At 50.8% G+C, this 24,742-nt stretch carries 21 protein-coding genes and 1 pseudogene; 9 read left to right on the top strand and 13 right to left on the bottom strand.

Annotation, left to right across the window (positions count from 1 at the left end):
- Positions 1 to 191: 191 nt before the first annotated feature.
- Together QNH99_RS04275 and QNH99_RS04280 are read right to left on the bottom strand one after the other, a co-directional pair.
- Positions 192 to 1,466, bottom strand: coding sequence for an MFS transporter (locus tag QNH99_RS04275; RefSeq protein ID WP_410517339.1), 1,275 nt, complete (start codon positions 1,464 to 1,466; stop codon positions 192 to 194).
- Positions 1,463 to 2,884: a M20 family metallopeptidase gene (locus QNH99_RS04280; protein ID WP_218995779.1), complete on the bottom strand. Its 1,422-nt coding sequence runs from the start codon at positions 2,882 to 2,884 to the stop codon at positions 1,463 to 1,465. The genes QNH99_RS04275 and QNH99_RS04280 overlap by 4 nt, the downstream gene beginning before the upstream one ends.
- 148 nt (positions 2,885 to 3,032) lie before the next feature.
- Between QNH99_RS04280 and QNH99_RS04285 the strand changes: the two genes are divergently transcribed.
- Entirely contained in the window at positions 3,033 to 3,947 is a 915-nt protein-coding gene (locus QNH99_RS04285; protein WP_063880884.1) for a LysR family transcriptional regulator, read from the top strand.
- 243 nt (positions 3,948 to 4,190) lie between these two features.
- On the top strand, positions 4,191 to 4,553 hold the full coding sequence (locus QNH99_RS04290; protein WP_096011826.1) for a hypothetical protein: 363 nt from the start codon (positions 4,191 to 4,193) through the stop codon (positions 4,551 to 4,553).
- Between the two features lie 285 nt (positions 4,554 to 4,838).
- On the opposite strand, the gene QNH99_RS04295 is transcribed toward QNH99_RS04290, so the two are convergent.
- The 4 genes and pseudogenes from QNH99_RS04295 to iolD form a co-directional block, all read right to left on the bottom strand.
- Positions 4,839 to 6,323 (bottom strand): sugar porter family MFS transporter, encoded by a 1,485-nt coding sequence (locus QNH99_RS04295; protein WP_410517340.1) that lies wholly within the window; start codon positions 6,321 to 6,323, stop codon positions 4,839 to 4,841.
- A gap of 605 nt (positions 6,324 to 6,928) precedes the next feature.
- On the bottom strand, positions 6,929 to 7,825 hold the full coding sequence (locus tag QNH99_RS04300; RefSeq protein WP_109716964.1) for a sugar phosphate isomerase/epimerase family protein: 897 nt from the start codon (positions 7,823 to 7,825) through the stop codon (positions 6,929 to 6,931).
- A gap of 40 nt (positions 7,826 to 7,865) precedes the next feature.
- Positions 7,866 to 7,997: pseudogene (locus QNH99_RS04305) on the bottom strand (inositol 2-dehydrogenase); the annotation flags it as partial.
- Positions 7,998 to 8,090: 93 nt separating this feature from the next.
- Entirely contained in the window at positions 8,091 to 10,031 is a 1,941-nt protein-coding gene (gene iolD / locus QNH99_RS04310; protein WP_096011823.1) for a 3D-(3,5/4)-trihydroxycyclohexane-1,2-dione acylhydrolase (decyclizing), read from the bottom strand.
- A 511-nt stretch (positions 10,032 to 10,542) separates the two neighbouring features.
- On the opposite strand from iolD, the gene QNH99_RS04315 reads away from it, so the two are divergent.
- Together QNH99_RS04315 and QNH99_RS04320 are read left to right on the top strand one after the other, a co-directional pair.
- Positions 10,543 to 10,719, top strand: coding sequence for a hypothetical protein (locus QNH99_RS04315; RefSeq protein ID WP_410517341.1), 177 nt, complete (start codon positions 10,543 to 10,545; stop codon positions 10,717 to 10,719).
- Positions 10,720 to 11,099: 380 nt separating this feature from the next.
- Entirely contained in the window at positions 11,100 to 11,921 is an 822-nt protein-coding gene (locus tag QNH99_RS04320) for a TIM barrel protein (protein WP_410517342.1), read from the top strand.
- A gap of 218 nt (positions 11,922 to 12,139) precedes the next feature.
- On the opposite strand, the gene QNH99_RS04325 is transcribed toward QNH99_RS04320, so the two are convergent.
- From QNH99_RS04325 to QNH99_RS04355, 7 genes are all read right to left on the bottom strand, one after another.
- The gene (locus QNH99_RS04325) at positions 12,140 to 13,348 is read right to left on the bottom strand and encodes an aldose 1-epimerase family protein (protein ID WP_410517343.1); all 1,209 of its coding nucleotides are present in this window, start codon (positions 13,346 to 13,348) and stop codon (positions 12,140 to 12,142) included.
- Positions 13,349 to 13,683: 335 nt separating this feature from the next.
- The gene (locus QNH99_RS04330; protein ID WP_172897892.1) at positions 13,684 to 14,457 is read right to left on the bottom strand and encodes a DUF1868 domain-containing protein; all 774 of its coding nucleotides are present in this window, start codon (positions 14,455 to 14,457) and stop codon (positions 13,684 to 13,686) included.
- Between the two features lie 424 nt (positions 14,458 to 14,881).
- Positions 14,882 to 16,168, bottom strand: a complete 1,287-nt coding sequence (locus tag QNH99_RS04335) for a methyl-accepting chemotaxis protein (protein WP_109716972.1) — start codon at positions 16,166 to 16,168, stop codon at positions 14,882 to 14,884.
- A 298-nt stretch (positions 16,169 to 16,466) separates the two neighbouring features.
- Complete coding sequence (locus tag QNH99_RS04340) at positions 16,467 to 16,862, bottom strand: acyl-CoA thioesterase (protein WP_109716973.1); 396 nt, start codon at positions 16,860 to 16,862, stop codon at positions 16,467 to 16,469.
- 201 nt (positions 16,863 to 17,063) lie between these two features.
- Positions 17,064 to 18,647, bottom strand: a complete 1,584-nt coding sequence (locus QNH99_RS04345) for a methyl-accepting chemotaxis protein (RefSeq protein WP_410517344.1) — start codon at positions 18,645 to 18,647, stop codon at positions 17,064 to 17,066.
- 422 nt (positions 18,648 to 19,069) lie between these two features.
- Entirely contained in the window at positions 19,070 to 19,732 is a 663-nt protein-coding gene (locus QNH99_RS04350; protein WP_241568447.1) for a YfdX family protein, read from the bottom strand.
- A 111-nt stretch (positions 19,733 to 19,843) separates the two neighbouring features.
- Positions 19,844 to 20,089 carry a hypothetical protein gene (locus QNH99_RS04355; protein ID WP_241568448.1) on the bottom strand — a complete coding sequence of 82 codons (246 nt, stop codon included), beginning with the start codon at positions 20,087 to 20,089 and terminating at the stop codon, positions 19,844 to 19,846.
- A 438-nt stretch (positions 20,090 to 20,527) separates the two neighbouring features.
- Between QNH99_RS04355 and QNH99_RS04360 the strand changes: the two genes are divergently transcribed.
- The 5 genes from QNH99_RS04360 (at position 20,528) to QNH99_RS04380 (ending at position 24,301) form a co-directional block, all read left to right on the top strand.
- Positions 20,528 to 21,487, top strand: coding sequence for a diguanylate cyclase (locus QNH99_RS04360; protein ID WP_410517345.1), 960 nt, complete (start codon positions 20,528 to 20,530; stop codon positions 21,485 to 21,487).
- A 66-nt stretch (positions 21,488 to 21,553) separates the two neighbouring features.
- Complete coding sequence (locus QNH99_RS04365) at positions 21,554 to 21,970, top strand: hypothetical protein (protein ID WP_410517346.1); 417 nt, start codon at positions 21,554 to 21,556, stop codon at positions 21,968 to 21,970.
- Positions 21,971 to 22,075: 105 nt separating this feature from the next.
- Positions 22,076 to 22,900 carry a DUF3289 family protein gene (locus QNH99_RS04370; RefSeq protein ID WP_283355102.1) on the top strand — a complete coding sequence of 275 codons (825 nt, stop codon included), beginning with the start codon at positions 22,076 to 22,078 and terminating at the stop codon, positions 22,898 to 22,900.
- Positions 22,893 to 23,336, top strand: a complete 444-nt coding sequence (locus QNH99_RS04375) for a DUF943 family protein (RefSeq protein ID WP_410517347.1) — start codon at positions 22,893 to 22,895, stop codon at positions 23,334 to 23,336. Before QNH99_RS04370 ends, QNH99_RS04375 begins: the two co-directional genes overlap by 8 nt.
- Before the next feature lie 146 nt (positions 23,337 to 23,482).
- The gene (locus tag QNH99_RS04380; protein WP_109716976.1) at positions 23,483 to 24,301 is read left to right on the top strand and encodes an alpha/beta fold hydrolase; all 819 of its coding nucleotides are present in this window, start codon (positions 23,483 to 23,485) and stop codon (positions 24,299 to 24,301) included.
- The last annotated feature ends 441 nt before the right edge of the window (positions 24,302 to 24,742 follow it).

Genomic DNA, 24,742 nt, shown 5'->3' on the forward strand with positions numbered 1-24,742 from the left:
GTTCAGGAGTGGCTAACTAAGCACTTAGGTGGCCAATGGCCAATAGCCTGCTTATTCCAGCGCTTGCCGATATGGCGAAGCGCGCGACCAAGCCGGATAACGCACTCTCACAGGCATAGCCATCCTCAATCTCTGGAACGTTAACGCGGTAATAAAATCCGTCAGGTGCACAACCCTGTGCACCTGTTCTCTCACCGAATCCGCTTCTGACTCCGCAGCAGCGCCAGACCGCTCAGCACCGACATCGCCATCAGGTAATAGCCGGGTGCCAGGCTGGTGCCGGTGACGGTGATCAACAGCGTACAGATCAGCGGCGCAAATCCGCCAAATACCGTCACCGCGATGTTATAGCTGATCGCCATCCCGCTGGCGCGGGTGCCCATCGGAAACAGATCGGCCATGACCGACGGCACCGTGGAGAAGTAAATCGACTTCAGCAACGCCATCCAGCAGACCATAACGATCAACGTGGTGGGCGTGGTGTGATTCACCACCAGCTTAAAGGCAGGATAGATGGTGACGATCAGTAAAATCAGCGATCCCCACATCAATGGGACACGGCCAACGCGCTCTGCCCACAGGCCCATAATCGGCGTTACTACGGTCAGGATCACGCCCGCCAGCAAGGTGGCGGTGAAGGCGACAGAGCCGGGCAGGTGCAGGTTGCGGGTGGCATAGGTCGGCACATAGTTGAGCATGTAGTTAACCGCCGTAGAGATGACCATCAGGCCAATCGCCAGCAGCATCAGCTCTTTCTGACGGCCAAACAGGCGCTTAAGCGGGGCGACTTCAGGCTGCCGCGTGGCGAAGCTGGCAGGTTCATGTACGTGGCGACGAATATAAATCCCCAGCGGGCCAATCAGCAGACCAAAGGCAAAAGGAATGCGCCAGCCCCAGTCCTGAATCTGGCTTTCAGTAAGGATCTGCGTTAATCCCAGACCAAACGCGGATGCCATCAGCGTACTTGCCCCCTGGGTGGCGAACTGCCAGCTGGCGATAAAGGCTTTGCGCTCGGGGAAATGCTCCACCAGAAACGCCGTCGAGCTGCCAAATTCGCCACCCGCAGAAAAGCCTTGCACCAGGCGCGCCAGCAGAATCAACAAAGGCGCAGCCAGACCAATGCTCGCGTAGCCTGGCATGAACGTAATGATGGCACCGCCCAGCATCATCAGATTGATGGACAACAGCAGCGCCTTTTTACGCCCGTGGCGATCGGCGTAGTTACCCAGCACAATCGCGCCCAGCGGACGGATCAGGAAGGAGACACCGAAACTGCCGAAGGTCAGCAGCATAGAAACGGACGGATCGCTGGTCGGGAAGAACGCATGGGCAATATAGCTGGCAAAAAAGCCGTAAACCGCAATATCAAACCACTCCAGCGCGTTACCGATGCAGGTGGCGAAAAGGGTTTTGTGCAGGCTGGGTTTATTCGCGTGCAGCGGTGCAGCCGTGTTGAGTGTGCTCATGCGGCACCTCCGGCATGTTGACGGTGCTTCGCCACCAGCTCGCGGCCTTGCTCGCCTAAGTCCCATAACAATCGGGTCATGATTTGCAGACCTTCACGCGCAATCGACTTCAGCATATGTTCGTTCACGCCGTGCTGACCGCAGGCGGGATAAGAGTGCGGCACCCACAATGTGGGCAGGCCGAGGATGTCGGAAAACACCTCGTTGGGCAGCGATCCGCCCAGGTTGGGCAGCAGAGCCGGTTTCTTACCGCTGGTTTCGGCGATGCTGGCCAGCACCCAGTCGACCAGCGGATCGGTGGGATCAAGGCGGGTTGCCGGCGATCCGCGCATAAACTCGACCTTCACGTAGCCAAAGCCATGCTGCGCCAGATGTTCGCTGACGTGTTGCGCCAGGTTCTTCCAGTCGGTGCCCACCACAAAGCGCAGCTGACAGACGGCGCTGGCTTCACCCGGAATGGCGTTCATCGGGCGCGCAGGATTGCCCGTCAGGAATGCCAGTACTTCAAGCGTGTTCCAGCCATACAGACGTTCCGTTGGCGTCAATGCCGGTTCACCCCAGTTCGGATCGATCTCGGGATCGCCCGGCATCCCGCCAACCTTAATCTGGCTGAGAATGTCGCGCACCTGCGGGGTTAGCGAGTTGGGTTTCAGCGCCTCAACCTGAAGCACGCCCTGGGCATTAACCAGCGCGGCAATGGCGTTGGCCAGTTGGGTGCCAGGGTTGCTTAGCAAGCCGCCCCAGTTGCCGGAGTGATAGGCGTTGTCACGGGCAGTCACCGTCAGGCGGAAATTCACCGCCCCGCGCGATCCCAGAAACAGGGTAGGTTGCACTGCATTCAGACGTGGACCGTCCGAGGCGATAAACAGATCGGCTTTTAGCAGATCACCGTGCTGCTGGCACAGCTGCGCCAGGCCGGGGGAACTGATCTCTTCGCCCATCTCGAACAGTAGCTTGCAGTTGAAGCCCAGACGTCCACCGCGTGCGATGAACACCTGTTCCAGCGCGGCCAGATTCACGCAGTGCTGACCTTTGTTATCTGCGCTGCCACGGGCGTACCAGCGATCGCCTTCTTCAACGAGCTGCCAGGGCAATAATCCTTCGCGCCAGTTTTCATCATCGCCAAACACCACATCGCCATGACCGTAGCTCAGCAGGGTAGGCAGAGTGGGATCTTCAATGCGCACTGCGACCAGAAACGGACGATGGGCCGCTTCGGCGTTCTCGATGAAGTGCAGGGTAAAACCCAATGCACTCAGCTGTGGGCCGATTTCGTCATGTAAATAGTGGTGTAATTCGCTGTCGCGATCCTGACGCTGGCTCTCGGTACGCTGCGAAACGCGGCGTGCGAGTAGCCGTTGAAACTCGCCACTGTCGAACCATGCGGTGGCCTGGTCTACCGCTTGTTGGGCTGTCATGTTTGCTCGTCTTTTATTCATATTATGGTTTTGTCATCATTGCTGAAACGCTGCTTTGCCACCATTATCAATTTATCTAGTAAGGTTTGCTTTTAAAGCAAAGCAAACGTGCCCGTTTTCGAGGCATGCACCAGCATGAGGCGACCGCATGATCAGTAATGAAATCCGCTATTTCCTCGCCGTCGCGAATACAGGCTCGCTCAGCGCGGCGAGTGAGCAGCTGTTTATTGCCGTGTCGGCAATCAGTCGTCAGATTCAGCGGCTGGAAACACAGGTGGGCGTGCCGTTGTTTGAGCGTCACGCGCGTGGCATGGTGCTGAATGAAGCCGGGGAAATCTTTGCTCATCACGTGCGCAAAAATATGCTGGATATGGAATACGCGCTGGCGGAAATCAAAGGGCTGAAAGCCGTGCGCCGTACGTTGATTCGGCTGGCCTGTACCGATGGACTGGCCTTTACGTTGCTGCCCCGCATGATTGCCGCCTTTCGGGAAGATAACCCCGGCATTCTTTTTGAAATCAAGGTCGCCAGCCCGCAGGGCGTATCAGAACTGATACGCAACGGAGAATGCGACCTGGCGTTACAGTTCAGCCTGCACGCTGAGCACGGAGTTGAGATCCTCGGTTCCTGGCCTGCACCGGTGCTGTTGGTGATGCATCAGAGCCATCCACTGGCCAGCGCGCCGCAGGTGACACTCAGCGATATCAGCCACTATCCGCTGGCGCTGCCGCAGCAAAACACCACGGTACGACAGCTGTTCGAGCTGGCGAGCCACATGAGCGGCAATCTGATTGAACCGGTCGTCACCTGCGATAACTTTTCAACCCTGTTTCAGTTCCTGCTGCATACGCCGTTAGCCGTGACCATTTGCAGTGCTTTCAGCGTGATACAGGAAGCCGAAGCGCACGGACTGGTTTTGCGATCCGTGGGCATCGATCAGCTAAGCCAGCGCAATTTGCAGTTGCAGGTGCCTTCCGGTCGGCCCCGCAGCGCCGCGCTGGAAGTATTTTTAGGGTTTGCGCGGCAGCAACTGAACGCGCTGGACGAGCCGCTGACCCTATAACCCCACTGCCAGTTTATTGATCACGAGAAATGCGCCAGACACGGGGCTTTTCATTCACACGTCATGTCATCTCTCTTTAGATAGTGTAAAGGACGTAAAAGGCTGTAAAAGGGCGAGGATTCTGCCTGTGACCCGCCTATCATTCCTTTCATAAGCCGCTGTATCTCTGTCGGAAGTTTGCCGATAACACAGAATAGAGCGGCACATAACGACCTGAACATTCATCTGCAAAGGAGAACCACCATGGATTCTTTCTTTCCTGAGGATGTCATTGATACCCTCAGTAAAACGTTCTGGCAGCGCGTCAGTGCGGTGAAAGGGCTGATTGAACGTCACCAGAGTTTTCGCCTGCTGTGGTTTGGCGAAGCGCTGAAGCGCAACCGTAACTGGACCGGCGTCACCGCCGAGCAGGCCGTTAACCGGGCGATAAGCGAACATCATGGGCTGCTGCTAGCCGATGTCAGAAAAATGACGATTGCTCAAAAGTGGGTAGCGCTCGTCCCGCTAAGAAAAGCGCTGTATTCCCGCCCTGATGGCAAAACGTTCCAATGGCTGGTGGAAAAGAAGCTCGATGAGCTTGATCGTCCTTGTCGCTTTTCGGCCTAACGGCTTTCCCTAAATTAGTCCGTAGGGGGAACACCGGTGCTTAGCTCAGCGCCTGACGGTAATAAATAACGCCCCGGATATCAGCCTGTCTCTGTATCCGGGGCGGTTATACTGCATGACGGCTCAGATGGTGGCGCAAAAGGTTATCATCTTCGTCATGCCCAACGCAGCGTTGAGATTGGAACGCTGTCATCCACGGGACATCGTCAGATAACATTGAGCACTGTCATCCCGTCAACGTCCTCATTACGGCACATGCGATTGCCAACTCTTAAGCGCCTACCATTAGCGGCTTTTTGAAACGAAAACGGCATTGTTGGCCGTATGGCGATTTTCATCATCAAGCCAGCCTTTCAGATAATGCTCGATCTGCTCCAGGCTCCTGTTGCGGGTTTCCGGCACGCATTTGATAACAAAGATGGCACCAAAGAGTCCAATGGCGGCGAAAATAAAGAACGTACCCGCCAGACCCACCCGGGCAAGAAGAAGAGGAAAGAAAAGAGAGATCAGAAAGTTCGCTATCCACATGGCGAATACGGCACCGCCCATAAAGATGCCACGCAGTCGCGTCGGAAATATCTCTGACAATAACAACCATGTCACGGGTGACAAGGCACCCTGCTGGAAACTGAGAAACATCAGCATGCCCGCCAGTACCATATAAGCCCGTAGCGCATCTGGCTGACCATTAACCGTTTCAGGCAGCAGATAGCTCACCGTGCCAATAAAGACCAGACAGGCGGTGCAACCAAACTGTCCCGTCATCACCATGGTTCGGCGACCCACTTTACCCAGCATCCAAATCCCAACAAACGTCATCAAGACGGACACCGCGCCGTTGGCGATGGTGGCAAAAAGCGCGGCATTATTCGACATACCGATTGACTTCAGCACGGTGGGGGCATAATACATAATGGTGTTGACGCCGGTTAGCTGCTGGATAACGGCGATACCGACACCTATCAAAAAAAGTTTGAACAGCCACGGCGTCAGCATTTCACGTAAACGCGGTTTACCCAGCGAACTCTGTTCTTCCAGCGTCTCGGTAATCTCCATCAGCTCCCATTCCACCTCATCCTTGTGGCGCGTGCGTTCAAGTACGCGGCGAGCCTCAGCCAGACGGCCTTTCATGGCATACCAGCGTGGCGTATCGGGCATAAACATCATCCCGACCCACAGCAATACGGCAGGAAGCGTTGCTACCACCAGCATCCAACGCCAGGTGCTTTCACCTCCCCATATTTCGTGGAAGGTCGCATTCGAGATATAAGCCAGGAGCTGACCCGAGACAATCATCAGTTCCTGGAGCGTCACCAGTTGCCCACGTTTATTGGCGGGGGCCATCTCTGCGATATAAACCGGCACGGTCGCTGCCGCGCCGCCGACCGCCACGCCCAGGATAAGACGAAAGAAAACCATCCAGTTTACGTCTGGTGCCAGTGACGTGCCTGCCGCGCCAATCGCAAAAATAACGGCCAGATAGAGGATTATTTTCCTTCTGCCCGCTGCTGCTGCCAGATGGCCTGATAACAACGCGCCAAAGGCGGCACCAAACAGCAAAGAACTGGTGATCAGCCCGGTTGTGAAGGGGGTGAGATGCAGCTCATCGCCCATAAAAAGCAACGCGCCAGAAATCACGCCGGTATCGTACCCAAAAAGTAAACCACCTAGCGTTGCGATGAGCGCAACGACCTTCACAAAAGGCGAAGTGGGTGCGTTACTGTTTGGGCCCGATGCGTTGTTCAGTGTGAGAAATTGTTCTTTCGTCATACAAGACTCCAGTCACCTGATGTAAGAGAAATAAATCTAAAATTTGTCCAGGCGCAAAGCATTCACCTCAGTACACCTAAATTAACAGCATTAATTTAGATCAAAAATTTCATCAATGTTAACTATGAAACTTTATGTTTGAGTTATGGATCATGTTTTGTTAATTATTTTTTATGAAACGACAGGAAGAGGAGAGGTGCTGAACAAAATGTGAACGCAGCATGCTGGCCCGACGTGATGCCAGGATATTGATATTATTCGATTCAAACGCGTGAAAATTTACCGCGCTGTCGGCATTAAACCGGCCTGAACGAGACTGGAATTAAGTGGAATATTTGGAATTTTTCTTTCACAAAGTAGCGGGTAGAAAATCAGTGTCAGGTGGTAAGAGGCGCTTACGCACGACGGTTGTTATCAACGATGCTGTGCCCGCTTTTCATCCAGAGAATGCGTGTGTTGCCTGCAAGCTGGGCGAGGGTAACTGTGCTCTTGCCTCTCCAGCGCTTGATGCCTTTTTGCCAGACGCTTCTCTTCAGCGAAATACATGAGAAAATCAATGACATCCTTGTCATGAGCCCGCTTACTCTTTTCCGAACGTCTTACCGTTATACTGCTGAGGTGTGACCGAGCAATTCACGTTCAATCAATTCACGCGTTTCCACAGCCTGGTACTTCATCTTTTCCGGATAACCAAAAAGGGACGCGGCCACGATAGATTCACCGCCGACGTTGAAGGTCTTCTCGGCGAATTTCATTTCGCGCAGGGTACGGAACAGCGCGTCGAAATCCACTTCACCTTCACCTACGGCAACATGCTGGTGGATGGTGGCATCAACACCCGGAGGATTAACGATATAACGACAGTGCCTGGTGTGGTTCATGGTGTCAGCGATGAGCACATGGGACAGATCGTCACCGGCATAGCGCAACATTCTTGCGACGTCACCGATTCCTTTGTCGTAAAAGAAGGTGTGCGGCACGCTGTAGATATATTTGACGTTATCGCTGCGAAACGATTTCACTACGTCGACCGTCCCGTCGTTCTCTTCGCAAAAATCCCACGGATGAGCCTGAATCTCAACACGAATGCCCTCACGTTCAAAAACAGGCAACAGTTCTTCCATTGAGCGATAGAACATTTCGTCGCAGATTTCTGGTTGATTTGGATCGCCGGAGAATTCGGTATTAATGACCTGTACGCCCATCTCGACGGCGATTTCAACCAGGCGCTTCCAGTTTTTCACGGCGGCCTGACGACGCAGTTCATCAGGCCCCGACCAGCGATAAACACAAATAAATGAAGATATCTCTAAACCGGTTTCATTCAGCGCCCGCTTATATTCCGTAATGATTTCACGGCTGGCGCGCGGATGTTTATAGAAAGGATTGATCTGGGGATGCGGCGACTGCTCGATGTACTTATAACCCCAATCCGCGACCTGGTGCACCATCCGGGTCACGCCCAGATCTTTTATCACGTCTACGTCAAATGCAATTTTCATCATTGTTACCTGTCAGTAAAAATGGATGGTAGGCCAGCGCTTAACGCTGATAAAAAGAGTGGCGTTCAGGCAGCGTAACGCTTACCGTTTCGCCCGTTTCCGCTGTTTTCAGGCTGGCATCGGCCGCAACAGATTCAGCATAGCCATCCCAGGCTGAGGGACGGCGAATACGTTCTTTACCGATGAGGCCAGCACCTGTGACACCGAGGCGTAACGCCATGATCTTACGCCCACATGTTCACAGGCTTCAGGGTCAGGACGGCACTCAGTAATCGCGCGCCTGCGCGCGTTTTTCATTGATCTGTTTAGCAACCTTGCGAATCCGTTCCGAAAGCGCCGTTTGCGCGACGCCAACGTTCCACCAACTGCCATATTTGTGCACCATCGTTTTCGGCAACACTTTAATATCAATCAGTGTGCTGCCCGCTTCGTGGCGCGAGGCATCAAGCGCCTGACGCAGTTCATCAAGGCTGGTGACTCGCCAGGTCTTGCAGCCATAGCCCGCTGCAATTGCGGCAAAATCGACGGGAACGAGGCCACCGGTCAGTCGGCCATTTTCCGGGGAGCGGTAGCGGAACTCGGTGCAGAAACTGTTCATGCCGTGTTCCATTTGCAGGTTGTTAATACATCCGTTAGTCATGTTATCGAGCAGCACGATATTAATCTTCGCGCCTTCCTGCAGCGATGTGACGAGCTCGGAGTGCAGCATCATAAAAGAGCCGTCGCCCACCAGCGCATAGACCTCGCTTTGCGGCTGTGCCAGCTTTACGCCCAGCGCGGCGCTGACTTCATAACCCATACATGAGTAACCGTACTCGACGTGATAGGTATTTTCGGCCCGGGTGCGCCAGACACGTTGCAAATCGCCCGGCAGACTTCCCGCTGCGGCCACAATCACCGATTCTTCGGGAAGCACCTCGTTGAGGACGCCCAGTACGCTGCTTTGTGTCAGGGTTGAGTCGGTTAATTGACGAAATTCTCGGTAGACTGACTCGCGATCCAGATGGTCGTCGATTTCAGGCACGAAAGACGTTTCCTTCCATACTGCCTGATAGACACGCTGAGTTTCTTTGTGCTGTTGAGTGAGCAGCTCGGCAATACGGTCGCCCCAACTGGCGCGCCAGGTTTCTTTTTCCAGCACCGCATCCAGCGTGTTGAGCGCCGTGAGCGCATCGGCCAGAAGCGGCATACCATCCAGTTTCCAGGCATCAAAATTACTGACGTTGATATTCAGGAAGCGGACGGACGGATGCTGGAAAATCCATTTCGATGAGGTGGTAAAGTCGCTGAAGCGCGTACCGATGCCGATAACCAGATCGGCCTCTTTCGCCAGTTGGTTGGCGGCCAGACAGCCGGTTTCTCCGACACCGCCCGCGTTAAAAGGGTGTGATGAGACAACGGTGCCTTTGCCAGCCTGGGTTTCGACAAACGGGATACCGTAACGGCTGGCAAAATGCATCAATGCCTGGCCTGCGCCCGCGTACTTCACCCCACCGCCGCAGACGATCAGCGGCTTTTGGCTTGCTTTAATAGCAGCAATAGCGTCATCCAGTTGCGCCTGACTGGCCGGACGACGATCTAACACGTGCACCCGTCGGGCAAAAAAGGACTCTGGATAGTCCCAGGCTTCGCCCTGCACATCCTGAGGCAAACAGAGTGTGACCGCGCCGGTTTCAGCGGGATCGGTCAGAACGCGCATCGCATTAAGGCAGGCGCTCATCAGTTGTTCCGGGCGAGTAATGCGATCCCAGTATTTGCTTACCGGGCGAAACGCGTCGTTAGTGCTGATACTGAGATCGTGGCTCTGCTCGATTTGCTGCAGCACGGGATCGGGCTGCCGTGTTGCAAAAGTGTCACCGGGGAGGAGCAATAAAGGAATGCGGTTTGCTGTGGCCGTGGCTGCGGCGGTAATCATATTGGCCGCACCAGGGCCGATAGAAGAGGTGCAGGCAATGATTTGACGACGCAGAGATTGCTTCGCAAACCCGGTTGCCGCATGTGCCATCCCCTGTTCGTTACGCCCCTGGAACACCCGCAGATCGCCGCAGTTCTGCTCCAGCGCCTGACCCAGTCCCAGCACGTTACCGTGCCCGAATATAGCGAAAATGCCTTTAACAAATTTGAGCTCTTCACCATCCACTTTCAGATACTGATTATCAAGGAACGTAACCAGCGCCTGCGCCATTGTCAGTCTCACTTTGCCCATTTTGCTCATTCCTGTTTTGATCGGTAGTAGCCTGTCGCCCGGCCCCTTGCTCTGTCAGGCGGTGTTTGCCTTGACGCAGTGAAGAGGTTGTACCTTAATCTGGATAATGCCCGATTATAGGCAAACATATTTTTCATTAAACCATAATACAGAAGAAAGATTTCATTTTGCGAGGGCGATCAAACTCTACTGCTATTCCGGCGGGGATGCGGGGGCGCAGTGCCTGCCAGGTGAGCAATGCATACGCATGAAAGATCGAGGAATGCGGCATTATTTTGAATTCTAAAATAAAAATACCACTTCAGACAGGCTGCCTATTGGGATGCATTGGCACGTCATAACGGCCGCGCGCGCCAGGCGCAGAGGAAAAATTGACAGCGCATTCGCACTTTTTAAATTTATATTTCATTTAAATTAATTCTGGAGTGTAAATTCCATGAAGGGCGATCGCTGCCCCCATGCGGAACGCGCTCAGATCGATGGCCCGGCCCGGCAAGGCGCGCAAAACGACATGCTCACAAATGCCGCCTCAATGCGGTTTGACGTCATTGGTATGGAGCGGCTGCCCGTCGCTTCCGTTGCCCGGCAAAGCGCGGCGAGGCCGGAAGATGTCGCCCGTTGCTTCACCTATCCTGGTCGCTCAGCCGGCAACGGCGCGCAGGCTATCGCCCCGATGACCACACTGTAATGGCTGGATGGCTGCTCTCCACTAATAACCTGACCCACGATAATCAGGTACTGGCCTGACATCGGTAAAAGATTCACACCTGACTGTCGCTGTCCTCGCAGGGTGCTTAAAGGGCATTTAAATGAAATTTCCATTTCATCAGGGAGGCATTTTTTCACATGAACCTGCCGGTTTTTTGTCAGAAGAAGAATGGTGAATATTCTGTTGTTAATTAAGGAAAATAGTGGGTTTTATTCTTTCTTTTCTGAGATTTTTAACCGGGCGTTAACGTATTTGCGAGAGTCATCAAAGAAATTTATTTTCCTTTTAATCTAAAATGAAATAAATATTTTCATTATCCCATTGGGTTCGCTTGATGCTACCGGGTTCAGGAGAGTCGCATGACCATCGCCGCAGAACGTTTTTGTATTAACAGAAAGATCGCCCCCTCGCTGAGCATTGAAGCCTTCTTCAGGCTGGTGAACGGTTTGGGGTTGAATAAGGTTGAACTTCGTAACGACTTGCCCAGCGGTAAAGTGATGGACAACCTGAGTGCTGCCCAGGTTTGCGCACTGGCTGAACGCTATGGCATTGACATTATTACCATAAACGCCGTTTATCCCTTCAATCAGCGTACGGAACAGGTTCGCCAACTGACCGAATCCTTGCTGGCTGATGCCAAAGCGGTGGGGGCGCGTTCGCTGGTGCTTTGTCCCCTGAACGACGGCTCGTCGGTTGCGCCAGAGGTAACAGTAAACGCGCTGCGCGATGTGGCACCGCTGTTCGCGACCTATGGAATAACCGGACTGGTTGAGCCGCTGGGCTTCCCACAAAGCTCGCTGCGTTCAGCAGCGCAGGCGCAGAATCTTATTCGCGATGCCCATGTTCCCTTTAAATTATTAATCGATACCTTCCATCATCATCTCTATCCCGATGCTGACGCCGAATTCAGCCAGGTGGATATCGCCCAAATCGGTCTGGTTCACCTGTCGGGCGTGGAGGACAAACGTCCGCGTGAAAGCCTGACCGATGCCGAGCGCATAATGTTAACGCCGGAAGATCGCCTGTTCACCTGTCGCCAGGTTAAACAGCTTGAAGAACGAGGCTATAAAGGCATTTATGCCTTTGAACCTTTTGCGCCAGAACTGGCGGACTGGGATGAGAACAAGGTTCAGCATGAAATTAAAAACAGCATCCAACTGATTCAACATTCCCTGAAGTAAAGTGCCTCGCCCGTGAGGATTAACCTGCTGATTTATCGATGATATCTCATGCATCTTCGGTTCGCAGAAACAGCATTATGAGGAACAGCCAACAGGGCGTCGAAGTAAACGCGCCCAGGCTTCGTTGATGCACTGACGGGCAACAATGCCCGTCAGTGTGATTCATCATCTGTCCGCTCTGAGTGAGGGTAAATTTCCTGGCAGAGAGGCAGGATATTTTACTCTGTCGCTATTGGCGTAGCATTCTCATCAATCTTCGTGTCGCCCTGAATCGCCTTAATGCGTTTTTCAACGGCATTAACCTGCTCGCTGTTGTGTAATAGCGTATAGGTCAGATCAAACGCCGTACTTGCCCCTGGCGCCAGCTGTTTCACCCGCTTCTGTTCACGTTCAACGGTCACCGGATAGGCATAGTTGGTGCCGGGTTCAATACCGGTGACGTAACCTTGTTTCAGCGTGTCGGTATTTTTCCACAAGGTCAGCAGTGGCAGTTGTTGGGTATCAAACTGGATGGAGGCGCCTTTGTTTCCGGCTTTATTGACGACGGCAGCGACCGTGTGATGATCCTTGTCGGAAAGCGGCTTGATGTTAAACACCATTTCATCAAAGTCTTTGGTCGGTCCCTGATAGGTTTGCCAGTTTTTCAAACCCGCTTTGGCGTAATCATTAAACGGACTGATGCTCGACATCGGGGCGAGGAAACGAGCGCCTTCTTCCAGAATCGGCGTACTAAAGTTGCTGTGATAAATAATCTCGTAATCATGCGGGTAATCTGAATGGTTAGTCAGCACGTCATGCAGGCTGAACTGGTTGCTGCCTGGCACATAGCGCAGTTCGGTAAGCGTCTGGAGATCCGCTTTTTTGAACGTGCTCTCTTTGATCAAACCCCGAATACGAATCTCATGCGGGGCCGCATCGGCTACCTCGACTTCAAGCTGGGATACCGGTGTATTACCCGCTTTACCGTGCAGCGTATAGATGCGCCCTTTGTCGTTCACCGGATGCCCGGTCCATTCATAGCCGCAGCGCACAATCATTTCGTTGAAACCTTCCAGCCAACCCAGGCCATTTCGGCTTTCAAGATTGATGTAAGCCGGGTTCACCACCTCTTTCACGGGGGAATCCCAGCCCAGCCGGGTGCCAAAACCTTCTACTCGCAGCAGGTTCATTCCTCGGGTGGGGATCAGCGTGATGGTCAGGCCATCCTGACTGCGAATCTCAAGGATTTTACTGCCTTCTTGTTTACCGCCGTGCAGGACTTTCTGTTCGATGCTGAACGGTTTACCCTGTAACTTCAGCTCGCTGCTGGTTATTTGCCAGTTTCCTTTGTCTGTGCCTTGTTCAGCACTCGTCAGCACCCAGGTTTTTGCTGACACGGAACCCGATATCATCACGGCGAATACGGCAAGTGCGATTTTAGTCTTCATCTTTCCTTCCTTAAGCTGAATCGTTTTTTCAGTCGTTAAGGGAATTTACTGATTTGCACTTAACCGAAACGTGATTCGCCTCACCTGCTGGAAAAAGAATCCACAAATGCCCCAGCACTGTGCGCCGAGTCACAGATAAAAATGAGAAAGATGACGATTACGGCGGGTAACAGGATTGGCGTTGTAACGATTCAGCCGATACGAGCGGGCGTAAAGAGCCGGGCCAGTCGGGCGGGCCAGATCATTATAAACATGCTTTGCCAGTATGCCTGGCTGGGGAAGGGCGGCGGCATTTTCAGCCGCGCTTGGCGTGCCTGTTGCAGACGCGCGTCCGTTTATGTCAGATAAAACTGGCGCTTGAATGCGAACATATCGTTCATCAGGCAATACTCAGGATTACCCAGGGTTATCACCGGGACACGTTGGGCAATGGTTGTTTTCCATGCCGCCAGCGAACGTCGCCATGCGGCGTCCTCGTCGTCGGTCAGGGGGGCGAACTGATAACCCAGGGTGATGTGGAAACCGTAACGCTCATGGTCAGGCTCATGAATGCCAGTCACCTGCGATAGCCGATCGCGCAAACGGCGCAGGCGGGTTTCGGTATCCTCATCGGCTGACAGCAGGCGAAGCGTCAGCGGCTTTTCCTTCGCGGACGGCTCTGCCGGATCAACGCGCATACGGTAAGGAGAGGCATCCTCACCCAGGCGAAATTGCCGCAGCCGATCGGCCAGGATACGATCGCATTCCTCTATCGGCATATCGAGTGGAAGCCCTGCTGGCCATAACGGGTAGCGGCGAGCCTTGTCGTTTGCGCCACCGAAGACCGTCATATGATAGCTGGATGGCGGCAGTGCCGTGACGTTGCGCGCCCAGGGTTCAGCCGGTAATGCGCGGTAAATATCCAGCAGCGCATCGAACGCGTCAGAATCTTTTTCTTGCTGTGGCAGATGACAAATGATCGTGTTGCCCCGAAACGGCAGTACGCGCCCGTCAGCCGCAAATTTTCTGCCTGTGTCGTTCGGCAAATGGTCGGCGGCCCGGCTCATGGAGGTGGCCATTCCGGCCAGCGTCAACAGCGTTCCTTTCAAAAGTGTTCTCCGTGTTGTCATGGTGCTCCCCCTGTATCAGCGAATCGTCCGGCAAACGCGCTCAAAAGTGTCATGCGTGCGCGAACGGGATTGAGGTGGCAACTGTGCGTGCCTCTGGTCTACGCATCATTGCAGACCAACCCTTTAACCGGCGTACCAGCGTTGCACAGGCAGCCTGCCCGATAAAAATATGTGCAAATGATCAAGCAGGCTACGCGAAGTCTGTGACCATACGATGACCTGATGGGCGGGAAAGCAGAATTGAACGGGTTGCTCCGACATCGATAAAGGGAGCCGATGGCAGCGGGCGGCATCACAATGTGATAAGGGCTGACGCGTGAGCCGCTCTGCGCTGAGGGAATGATGGTCGTCTTTTCAGGATGGCCTGACCAGGCGCGCCGCTGACGCAAGCGGTCAGCATATTATCGATACTGGCGCTTTTCGATTACACATCCAGCCTGTGAATCACGGTGACGAACTCTTTTACCCCGCTAAAAATTTCCTGAATATTGTCTGAGAGATTAGTGATCTTGTCGTTTTCTGTGGTGAGAAAGTGGTTGATCTCATCGAGCTGTCGGTACATCTCATCAATAAGATTAGTATTTTCTTCAACCACCTTGCTGATTTTCTGCGTCGCCTGAGAGGTGGAGGCGGCAAGACGTCTGACTTCTTCCGCCACGACGGCAAAACCGCGTCCCGCTTCGCCCGCACGTGCGGCTTCAATTGCGGCATTCAGCGCCAGAATATTAGTTTGTCCGGCAATGTTGTTAATGGTCGAGACAATCTCTTTGATATCTTTGGCCGAGTAATTCAGTTTGTCACTGATTGCCGTTGCCGCATTGACCTGCGAGGCCATTGATTCCGCGTTACGCACCGTTTGGCTCAGTACATCGTTTGCATTAACGGTGATATGAGAGGTTTTTTCAGATGTGCTCATGGCGATATCGGCAACCTGCTTCGCCGTTTCCACGCGTTCGGTGATATCGGAAGCCAGCTTAATCACTTTATACACGTGCCCCGAGGCATCTTTAACCGGATTGTAGTTGGCTTCAAGCCAGACGCGCTTCCCTGACGCAGTTACCCTTTCGAAACGTCCGGTGAAGGACCGGCCATGCTGAATTTTATTCCAGAAATCCGGGTTTTCTTTATAGAACGCATCGAAGCAGAACATACGGTGATGCTTGCCTTTAATTTCTGCAAGATCGTACTCCATCAGCGCGAGAAAGTTTTCGTTCGCATTGATGATGTCACCATGCGGAGTAAATTCAATCGTCGCCATTGTATTATTCAGCGCAGTAATAATGGCTTCTTTGTGCGTCAGCTCTTCATGCCTGTCGGTAATGTCATTGGCGATTTTGATGATTTTTTTAACGGTGCCGTGTTTGTCTTTCACGGGGAAATAATTGGCGCTCAAGTAGAGCAGGCTTTTGTCTTTTCTGTAGCGTTCGAAGATGCCGCTGAACGACTGCCCGGATGCCAGTCTTTCCCAGAACTGGCCATATTCACGGGAGTGGACGAACTCTGGCTTACAGAACATGCGATGGTGCTGTCCGGTGATTTCGTTAAGCTGATAGCCGGTCACGGCCAGAAAGGCCGGGTTGGCCGAGAGAATGATCCCCTCTGGGGTAAATTCGATCCAACCGCTACAGGCCTTTATCGCCTGAATGTTATTTTGAGCATCTGACACAGCCAGCGAAATTTTGCCTGGTAGTAAACGCGTGAGGGAAAACATAGATCTCTCCATTTATAGCCGTTAAAAGGTCAAAAGATTTTGACCACGTAGTGGAGAGACAACGACCCGTTTAAAGGGAGGCCGATCGACTCGGGTCCACTAAGGTTATCGGCATCGCGTGTGTCATATTTAGGTCACATTTCGGTCATATCGAAACAGAGCAGTGAGGCGCGTCACGCTATTCATCAAGGACATGCAGTGGAGACAACAGAGGGCATGCGCCTCAACGATTAGGTGACGGCCTTAACAGCATCCGCGTGCGGCGGACGTCGTTGCAATGTGGCAGAGTGAGGCCGCGTTACGACGGATTATCCGGAATCGCACTGCGCAAAAATTCCGGGATGGACGGGCGACCATTTTCCAGACAGGTGCCGGTAAAAACCGCCTCGGCGTACACCACATTGTTGACCAGTATTTTTTGGATGAAATTAACGCGGTTGCGTTTTTCATTGGCGGCCAGCGCGCAGGTGACCTGCATTTCATCGCCTTTTTTCAGGCTCTTTTTAAAGCGCAGCGAGTACTCAAGTAGCATATGAATTCGGCCTGCGGCAAACTCTTCTTCAAGATCGACGCCAAGGTGCTCTTTCATAAATGCGTGACGTGTCCATTCCATATAAAACGGATAGTAAAGTCCATCCACCACGCCCTGAAAATCAATGTGCTTTTCGTCAACCTGATAGGTTTTCGTAAACATAGTTGCGCCCGTTGTGAGTAAGGTTATGCTCACTTTAGTGGTCATCGGTGTTTTTTAAAACGCTTTTTTTGGCAAGGGATACGCGGGAAAAGCGTGGGGGCAACAGGCATGATCGGCGCAATCGTTAAGACAGGCCCGGGCCAGCGGTTAGCGGGTCCGGGCTCTGTGATGACTCAGGCACGCAGAATAAAAGCGTGCCGGTTAGCGGAAAGCCGGGGTAGCGAGGTTAGCGCTTTTTTCGATGCGGAAGATGGAAACCGCGTCGCGCAACATCACCGTTTGCTCCAGCATACCTTGTGCGGCAGAAGAAACCTGCTGAACGAGAGCGGCGTTCTGCTGGGTCACCTGGTCCATCTGGCTGACGGCAATGCTGACCTGACCGATACCATTGCTCTGCTCATCGGAAGCGATGGTGATTTCGCCCATAATCGTCGTCACGCCCTGCACCGATTTCACGATCTCTTCCATCGTGTTACCGGCCTGGCGGGCCAGTCCTGAGCCTTTTGCCACATGTTCAACCGACTGAGTGATCAAATCTTTGATCTCTTTGGCGGCAGTGGAACTGCGTAAGGCCAGCGAACGCACCTCACCGGCGACAACGGCAAATCCGCGTCCACCTTCACCCGCTCTTGCGGCTTCAACCGCGGCGTTCAGCGCCAGGATATTGGTCTGGAAAGCAATGCCTTCGATGACCGAAATGATTTCTGCCACTTTGCCTGAGCTTTCAGAAATGGAGCGCATGGTCTCAACAACCTGTTTCACCACATCACCGCCCTGCGTCGCCACGTGTGACGTTGTGTCGGCCTGCGTATTCGCATGACGCGCATTATCGGTATTCTGACGCACGGTAGCGGTAAGTTGTTCCATGCTGGCAGCCGTTTGTTCAAGCGCTGCGGCCTGCTCTTCAGTACGTTGGGCCAGATCGACATTGCCCTGCGCGATTTCGCTCGCAGAATTGTTGATCAGCTCAGCAGAGGACTGGATACCGCTGACGATGGTGACTAACTGCATGCGCATGGCTTCAAGAGAGCCCATCAGGCTACTCTGTCCTTTGACCGGAACGGCGATCTCTACGGTCAGGTTACCCTGCGCAATCATCCCGGCAATATCGGCAGCCGCTTTTGGCTCGCCGCCCAGTGCGCGGATAATACTGCGCGTAATAATGGTGCCCAGAATGATGGAAAGCAGAATGGTGGTGATACCTGCCAGACTCAGCGTCATTTTGGTGGCAAAGGCCAGACTGTTTACCTCTGCAGAACGTTTGGCTAACAGTGTGGCTTCTGCACCGTTGAATTCAGCAGCGATGGCGCGATAGCGATCCATAAACGCTTTATCGCGGCCTTCCTGAAAGAAATGCGTCAGGGTCTCCAACGGTTGCTTGCCGCTGTTCACCTCGCGGCGTAAGGCGATCAGTTGCTCATCTACGCCCTGAACGCTGTTATGCAATTCAAGCAGTGATGCCAGCCTTTGCTGCTGCTCGGCGTTATCCGCAGTCATCGAGCGTAGCTGGCTGTACTTCTGATCGAAAGCGGTTTTACCGCTGTTAAACGGTGCCAGAAAGTTGTCATTGCCAGAGACAACAAACCCACGCACGCCGGTTTCCATATTAACCATATCGGTCAGCATGCTGTCGCTGACGCTCATGACCTGGTAACTGTGGACGTTCCAGGTGTTGGCCTGGCGCAGTTTAAGAAAGTTAGTGATCGACAAACTGCTGCCAATCAGCGAGACGATGACGATGATGCCGAACGCTAAAGCGATTTTACGGCCTGTTGTGATTTTCATGTTTTTCCCCGATAAGTGATCTTATTATTTTTGTCATTAAAGCCATTACATTTCGTTTATCGGCAAAGATGAATTGCAGTTTATAACCTGAAGTCTTTTTTTTTAGAAAACTATCCTTTAGTTTAGTTAAAAAGTAATTTCATTGGTTATCAATAGAAAGGGCAGGTGCTGGAGCGTTGTTTGAAAAAGTGTAACGCGCGGCAGCGTACGTTTAAATAACTTCGAATAGTCAGAAAAGATGGTTTGTTCAGTAAAAAAGTCATTTCTTTTTTTATGAAGTGGGATGTATTCGTAATACTTATGCGCAACAAGAGGTAAGCAGATTATCTTATAGTGTATTTATAGATGTACGTTGCCGCTTTCATCCTGAATAATGAAAGCGGCAGCGTTATTTAATAACGTAACTTTATTAAAAACGATGGTTATCCTTTATTACCTGGCTGAGCATGGCTACCCGTTTGGGTGTGATGCATGGTTGGGTTAACAGGGCTTTCTGAATAGGTTTGGGTGTCGTAAATGACCCCCTCTTCTGCTGATTTCAGCAACATGCCTGCCTGGTAGTACTTATCCTGTTTCATCATGGCAAGCGCGTTGGAAACGTCATTTTCGGTTTGCTGCAACGGCATGAGTTCCTGCGTTTCGGTAACGGCAACCCCTGCCAGTTTCAACGCATCGAGCGCGCCTTGTTTATCTCCCGCCTTAATATGCTGGTTGGCTTTATCGATCGCGTCATTTTTCTGTTTGGAAAGTTGATAATCTTCAGAAACCGAGACGTCCGAGCCTATACGAATATAGTTATCACCTGTTATTGGGGCCTTTTTGTCGTAGCGAATATACCTGGTCCAGTCCACGCTATTATCTTTAAGATACGTTTCAGCCTGGGTCGCCAGCGTTTTAGCCTGCTGCGTCTGGCCATTAAATAACGCATTGCGAGAAAGCTGAATGTCATTCATCGCCTGTGCGGCCTGCGCAGACACGACTTCGTTATTTAACGTATGGCTGTCTTTGAATGATTCTGCGGCTGCGGCACCGCCGGTAAAAACGAGTACGGCTACAATCATTGAGCTAATAATCATCTTTTTCATGATAGTTATCCTCTGCATTTATGCATCCGAAAGGTGCTAACGTCATTGATTACATCGATATTGCCTTCTTACGGGTTATTACTGGTTGGCAAAAATAATGCGCGGTGGTGGTCAGATATATATCGCTGCCCCTTTTTGGCTAGTGTGGAAATGATTATCCAGCACAGCATTTCTTACACAGAAATGGCCGGGCGCAGCGCCATGTAATCCATAATTTTTTACATGATGTTCGTTGTCATTATTATGAGCGAAAAACATATCGCCTAAAAAAAGCGCGTCGGTGAGATGGGAATCTTGTTGTGACTGATTTTTACACTGAGTACCGTGAAAAGAAAGCGTGATTAACGGGTTCATCATTTATCTCCTTGATGTCGTGCTGACGTCTTTACTTAACACCCGGAAGATATTTAAGTGTGATTATGAGTTTGCATAAACATGTCAGCGTTACATTTGATGATTTTATTTATGATTACATATCAAGTGGTTATCAGAATGCTGTTGTTACAGGCCGCCTGTTCTTTAAAAAAGCAAAGCTTTCTATAGATGAAAACGTACAGGCTGACATCTGACCAACACTTCACGCGATACCTCTGTGACCAACCTGAGGCTCGCCGGGACAATGTAAACGCCCTGACGTTATCCCTTAAGATTTTGTCGTGTGCTGTTTCTGACGCCGTTAAGGGTGAGAAATCCTGTCGACGCCGGTTTTGTCCGCGTCTCATCGTCTTTTCAACATGCTGCTTTACACAATGTATAGCACTGGCAAAATAGACATTTCCCTTTCCAGTTATCCCTATGTCTGAAGAAGCCCTGCGGCAGCAAATCGCGAATTTAAAAAAACATAACGCACGGTTAAAGCGTATTGCGCACGATGCCCGTAATAAATTAAGCGCCGCACTGGACGGCACGGGGTTGTGTCTGTGGCAGTTGGATATTCCCAGCGGCAAGCTGGTTATCTTTAACCGACGCTGGGGATCGATGCTGGGCTTTCAGCCTAAAGAGGTCGGTGCGCATTTCGATGTATGGAAATCCTACCTGCATCCGGACGACGCCAGCGATGTGTTAAAGGCTTTCTACGATCACATCGATGGGAAAGCGCCTTTCTATGAGGCGTTGCATCGCATGATTGGCAAAACGGGCAAAATTACCTGGGTACTGGATCGCGGTCGTGTCAGCGAATGGGATGAGCAGGGAAGGCCCACTAAAGTGACGGGCACCCACATTGATATGACCAAAGAGAAACAATACGAAGAACAACTGGCCACGCTGGCTATGCACGATCCACTCACGCAGTTAACCAATCGCCATGCGTTAATCAACCATTTCCGCGAGATGAAAACGGACGTAGCCTTTTGTATTGCCTTTATTGATTTAGATAACTTTAAACATGTTAACGACACCTTAGGTCATCGCAGTGGTGACGATGTCCTGATTCAACTCAGCCAGCGCTTTATCGCGGCCTGTCCGGCGAATGTCATCATTGGCCGTCTGGGGGGCGACGAATTTGTTTTACTGATTCCTTTTGCGTTGTCTCATCCGCTCACAGAGAAGCTCACCGACGCTTGCCTGGAGGCAGCCTTACAGCCTTTTGAAGTGGCCAACGGCAGCGCCTCAATTGGCGCATCCATCGGCGTGGTTCAGGTTGAATACCCGGAGAACTTTGACAGCGCACTGGCACGCGCGGATGCGGCCATGTACAGCATCAAGAAAAATGGCAAATGCGGCGTAGCGCTGTCACACGAGGGTTATCTGTAGCGTCCTCTGTTTGCAAATGTTGCTGGGCCTGGCATTAAGGTAAGCGAAGACAATAAGGTTGCTCAGTTGCTGTCAGCAAATGCTCCAGCTCGTAACAACAGACAGAAAGAACCCGTCTCTGTAGCAGCTAAGTATCAGTATGAAAGTCATGGTCAGGTTATGCAGTGGTCAGGCAGAGGTCGTTTACCACTGGATCTGGAACAAATGCTGTTAAACGGAACCCGTCTTGCGTCTCTACTCATTACTCATACTCAAGAAGATGAAGATAAGGCAAAAGAGGCTGTAAAGCCCGCTCCTACAGCGGCTAAAGGTATGTTTGCTTATGAAGACGGGGCTGTGAAGCTTCATACCTGGAACGGAAAGAAAGCTATGCCCAGGCACTTCAGGATCTGGTTAAAGGCGGTGAGACTCTTGAAAGCTTCCTCGCAGATGCAACAGATGAAAACATTGCACAGGCAAGAGAGATTGAGCACAAACTACTGAAAGACTGATACCCATAACGACGTGCAAGAGGCATCCTGTAGGGTGCCTTTTTTATGAGCAATGGTTTATCATTGGCTTGTTGGTAGGTTAAACGGATTAAATAACATGGAACCAATAATTGTTTATTCGACACAGAAAAAATTTAACGATTCAAATTCTGATGATATGAAATTCGGGGATTTGACTGATTCATTTCTGCAAAATCGTTTGAACCTTCGGGATGTTTCGACTGTAGTAAATCCGTATACTCTCGAACTTTTAACGCCTTTCAACCATCCACAAAGCCGCTTCTACTCGCCTACTCCTGGGAAAAAAATTAGTAAACAAACGTGTGCGAAACTGATGTTTGAGGATCTAAAAAAACTAACGCTTCCTTTCTCTTTTTTTGGTCCTTACAAAGGAATCATTAAACAGATGTTCGATCATATGCAAATGTCGAACGGAAATAGCTTCAAAAATGCGAGCCTGAATGCTGCACTAAACCATAATATCATTTCTGATAAAAGTTTAAATAGCAGCCTTAAAAGAATAAAAGAAATACTTGATAAAAATATAAATTACGATAAAAAAACACTCCCTAATGAGGCTATACCACAAATAGCGATAAATATTAAAAGTAGCATACTACCAAAATTCACAAGAACTCAGGATAGCTTCAATGGACTGGGTTTAGCGGTTCATGATACATACAGCACTGAGATTTCAATTGTAGAGCTTGCAATAAGTCAAAACGAATACACAGCTAAAATAAAATATAAAGTTCAAGACCATTTTGGTTTAGATCAAGATGATGTCAGGAACTGGAAATTCAACCAGTTCTATTTCTTTAAGACTTGGTTTGTATTACAAAGATCTGTGAATTTCGGATTTAGACCATTCTTTACAGATATGGAAACTTATGTGACTATCAAAGGCAATTCAAATGCTTAACAAAAAATATATTATAGCTATCTTCATAATCGTAATTGCTGTAGGTTTTTACCTGGAAGTTTTACGAAAAACAGAAATCATCGTCGTAGATCAAGAGCTAAATTTTTCGAATATTGCAGTTAAAAACTTCCCGCTAACAGAAAACGGTAAAATCGCCTGGTGGAATGAAAATAAAGAATATTTGAGAAAAAAATATGACATACCAAAACCTGCAAGCAACGGAGATTGGTATGTGAATATTTGGGATTATGGCGATGGATTCAAATCAAAACCTAAAGGTGATATAAGAGTATTTAACTCTGAAACACAAGATATGATGTGTTTTGATACTAATGAAAATAAATGCATTGATAAAAAAATGATTATGAGAGTTGAAAATAACAAAGACGGGACAATAAGCATTGAAACAGGAAACGATAAGAAAAACATTAAGTGACAACAAAATAAAACCTCTGTTCCGCATTTGAACATTTTTCCTCCTCTGCCAAACTTGTCAGGTATCGCCGCTCTGCCATGGCTGTCGCGGTAACGTTATTCGCGCTGGCCTGAAGAGTCATGACTTTCACCCATAGCGAGGCACTTATGAGTCTGTTTAAAAGCAAAGATGGCTTTAATCTTTATTACAAGGACTGGGGAAAAGGTCAGCCGGTTCTCTTTAGCCACGGCTGGCCGCTGGATGCAGATATGTGGGATAGCCAGCTTAACTTTCTGGCTGAACGGGGCTATCGCGCCATCGCCTTTGACCGTCGCGGCTTCGGGCGTTCCGATCAACCCTGGGAAGGCTATGACTACGACACCTTTGCTGAAGATATTCATAGTCTGATTGAGCACCTGCAACTCAGCGACGTAACGCTGGTCGGTTTCTCGATGGGCGGCGGTGATGTGTCGCGCTATATCGGTAAGTACGGTACCGCTAAAGTCAAAAGCCTGGTGCTGCTGGGTGCGGTTACGCCGATTTTCGGCAAAACAGACGATCACCCAGAAGGGGTGGAAAAAGCCGTTTTCGACGGCATTAAACGGGGGCTACTCAAGGATCGCGCGCAGTTTATTAACGAGTTTGCTGCGCCGTTTTATGGCACGAACGCCGGTCAACAGGTTTCTGACGGTGTATTAACTCAGACCTTAACGATTGCGTTAATGGCCTCCCTGAAAGGGACGCTGGACTGCGTGACCGCTTTTGCTGAAACGGATTTCCGGTCGGACCTTGCGAAAGTTGATGTGCCAACGTTAATCATCCACGGCAGTCATGACCAGATCGTGCCTTTTGAAGCAACCGGTAAACTGGCCCATGCGCTGATAACCGGCTCGGAACTTAAGATCTATGACCAGGGTCCGCATGGGTTTGCAGTGACGCATCAGGATCAGCTTAATCAAGATTTACTGACGTTCCTGCAAAAGTAGCAGGGCAGAATAGTCCGAAAAGAACGCCCGTCAGGGCGTTTTTTTTATTTTCCTACGCTTCGCTTATTTAAAACGCCCTCTTTATCTTTTTCTCTCTTTTCTGACCCGGTCATTTTGCTAATTGATGTCTGGTTGATTATTAAATGATCTGCTTTTTATCAGTATCTTAATAATAAACGAATTTACCGCTTCGCTTATTTTCATCCGATGAAATCTTTTGATAAAGGAATTTGCGTTATCACGCCTGGTTAAATAGATCATTTATTGATCAGATTGACGATGTCAGGCGCAATCATCACGTTGTTACGCTTCGCTTTAAAAGAAAAACAGAGTGGACTTTTTAATGAATCGATCGATTAATACAGGCTGGAAGGTGCCGCTGTCACACAGTGGGCACCTGATGCGGTTTAGTTGAGTTTCTGCTTTAAATAGTTTCATCAC

Origin of the sequence: Pantoea allii, from assembly GCF_046529425.1 — a bacterium.
In the GTDB taxonomy this organism is placed as follows: Bacteria; Pseudomonadota; Gammaproteobacteria; order Enterobacterales; family Enterobacteriaceae; genus Pantoea; species Pantoea allii.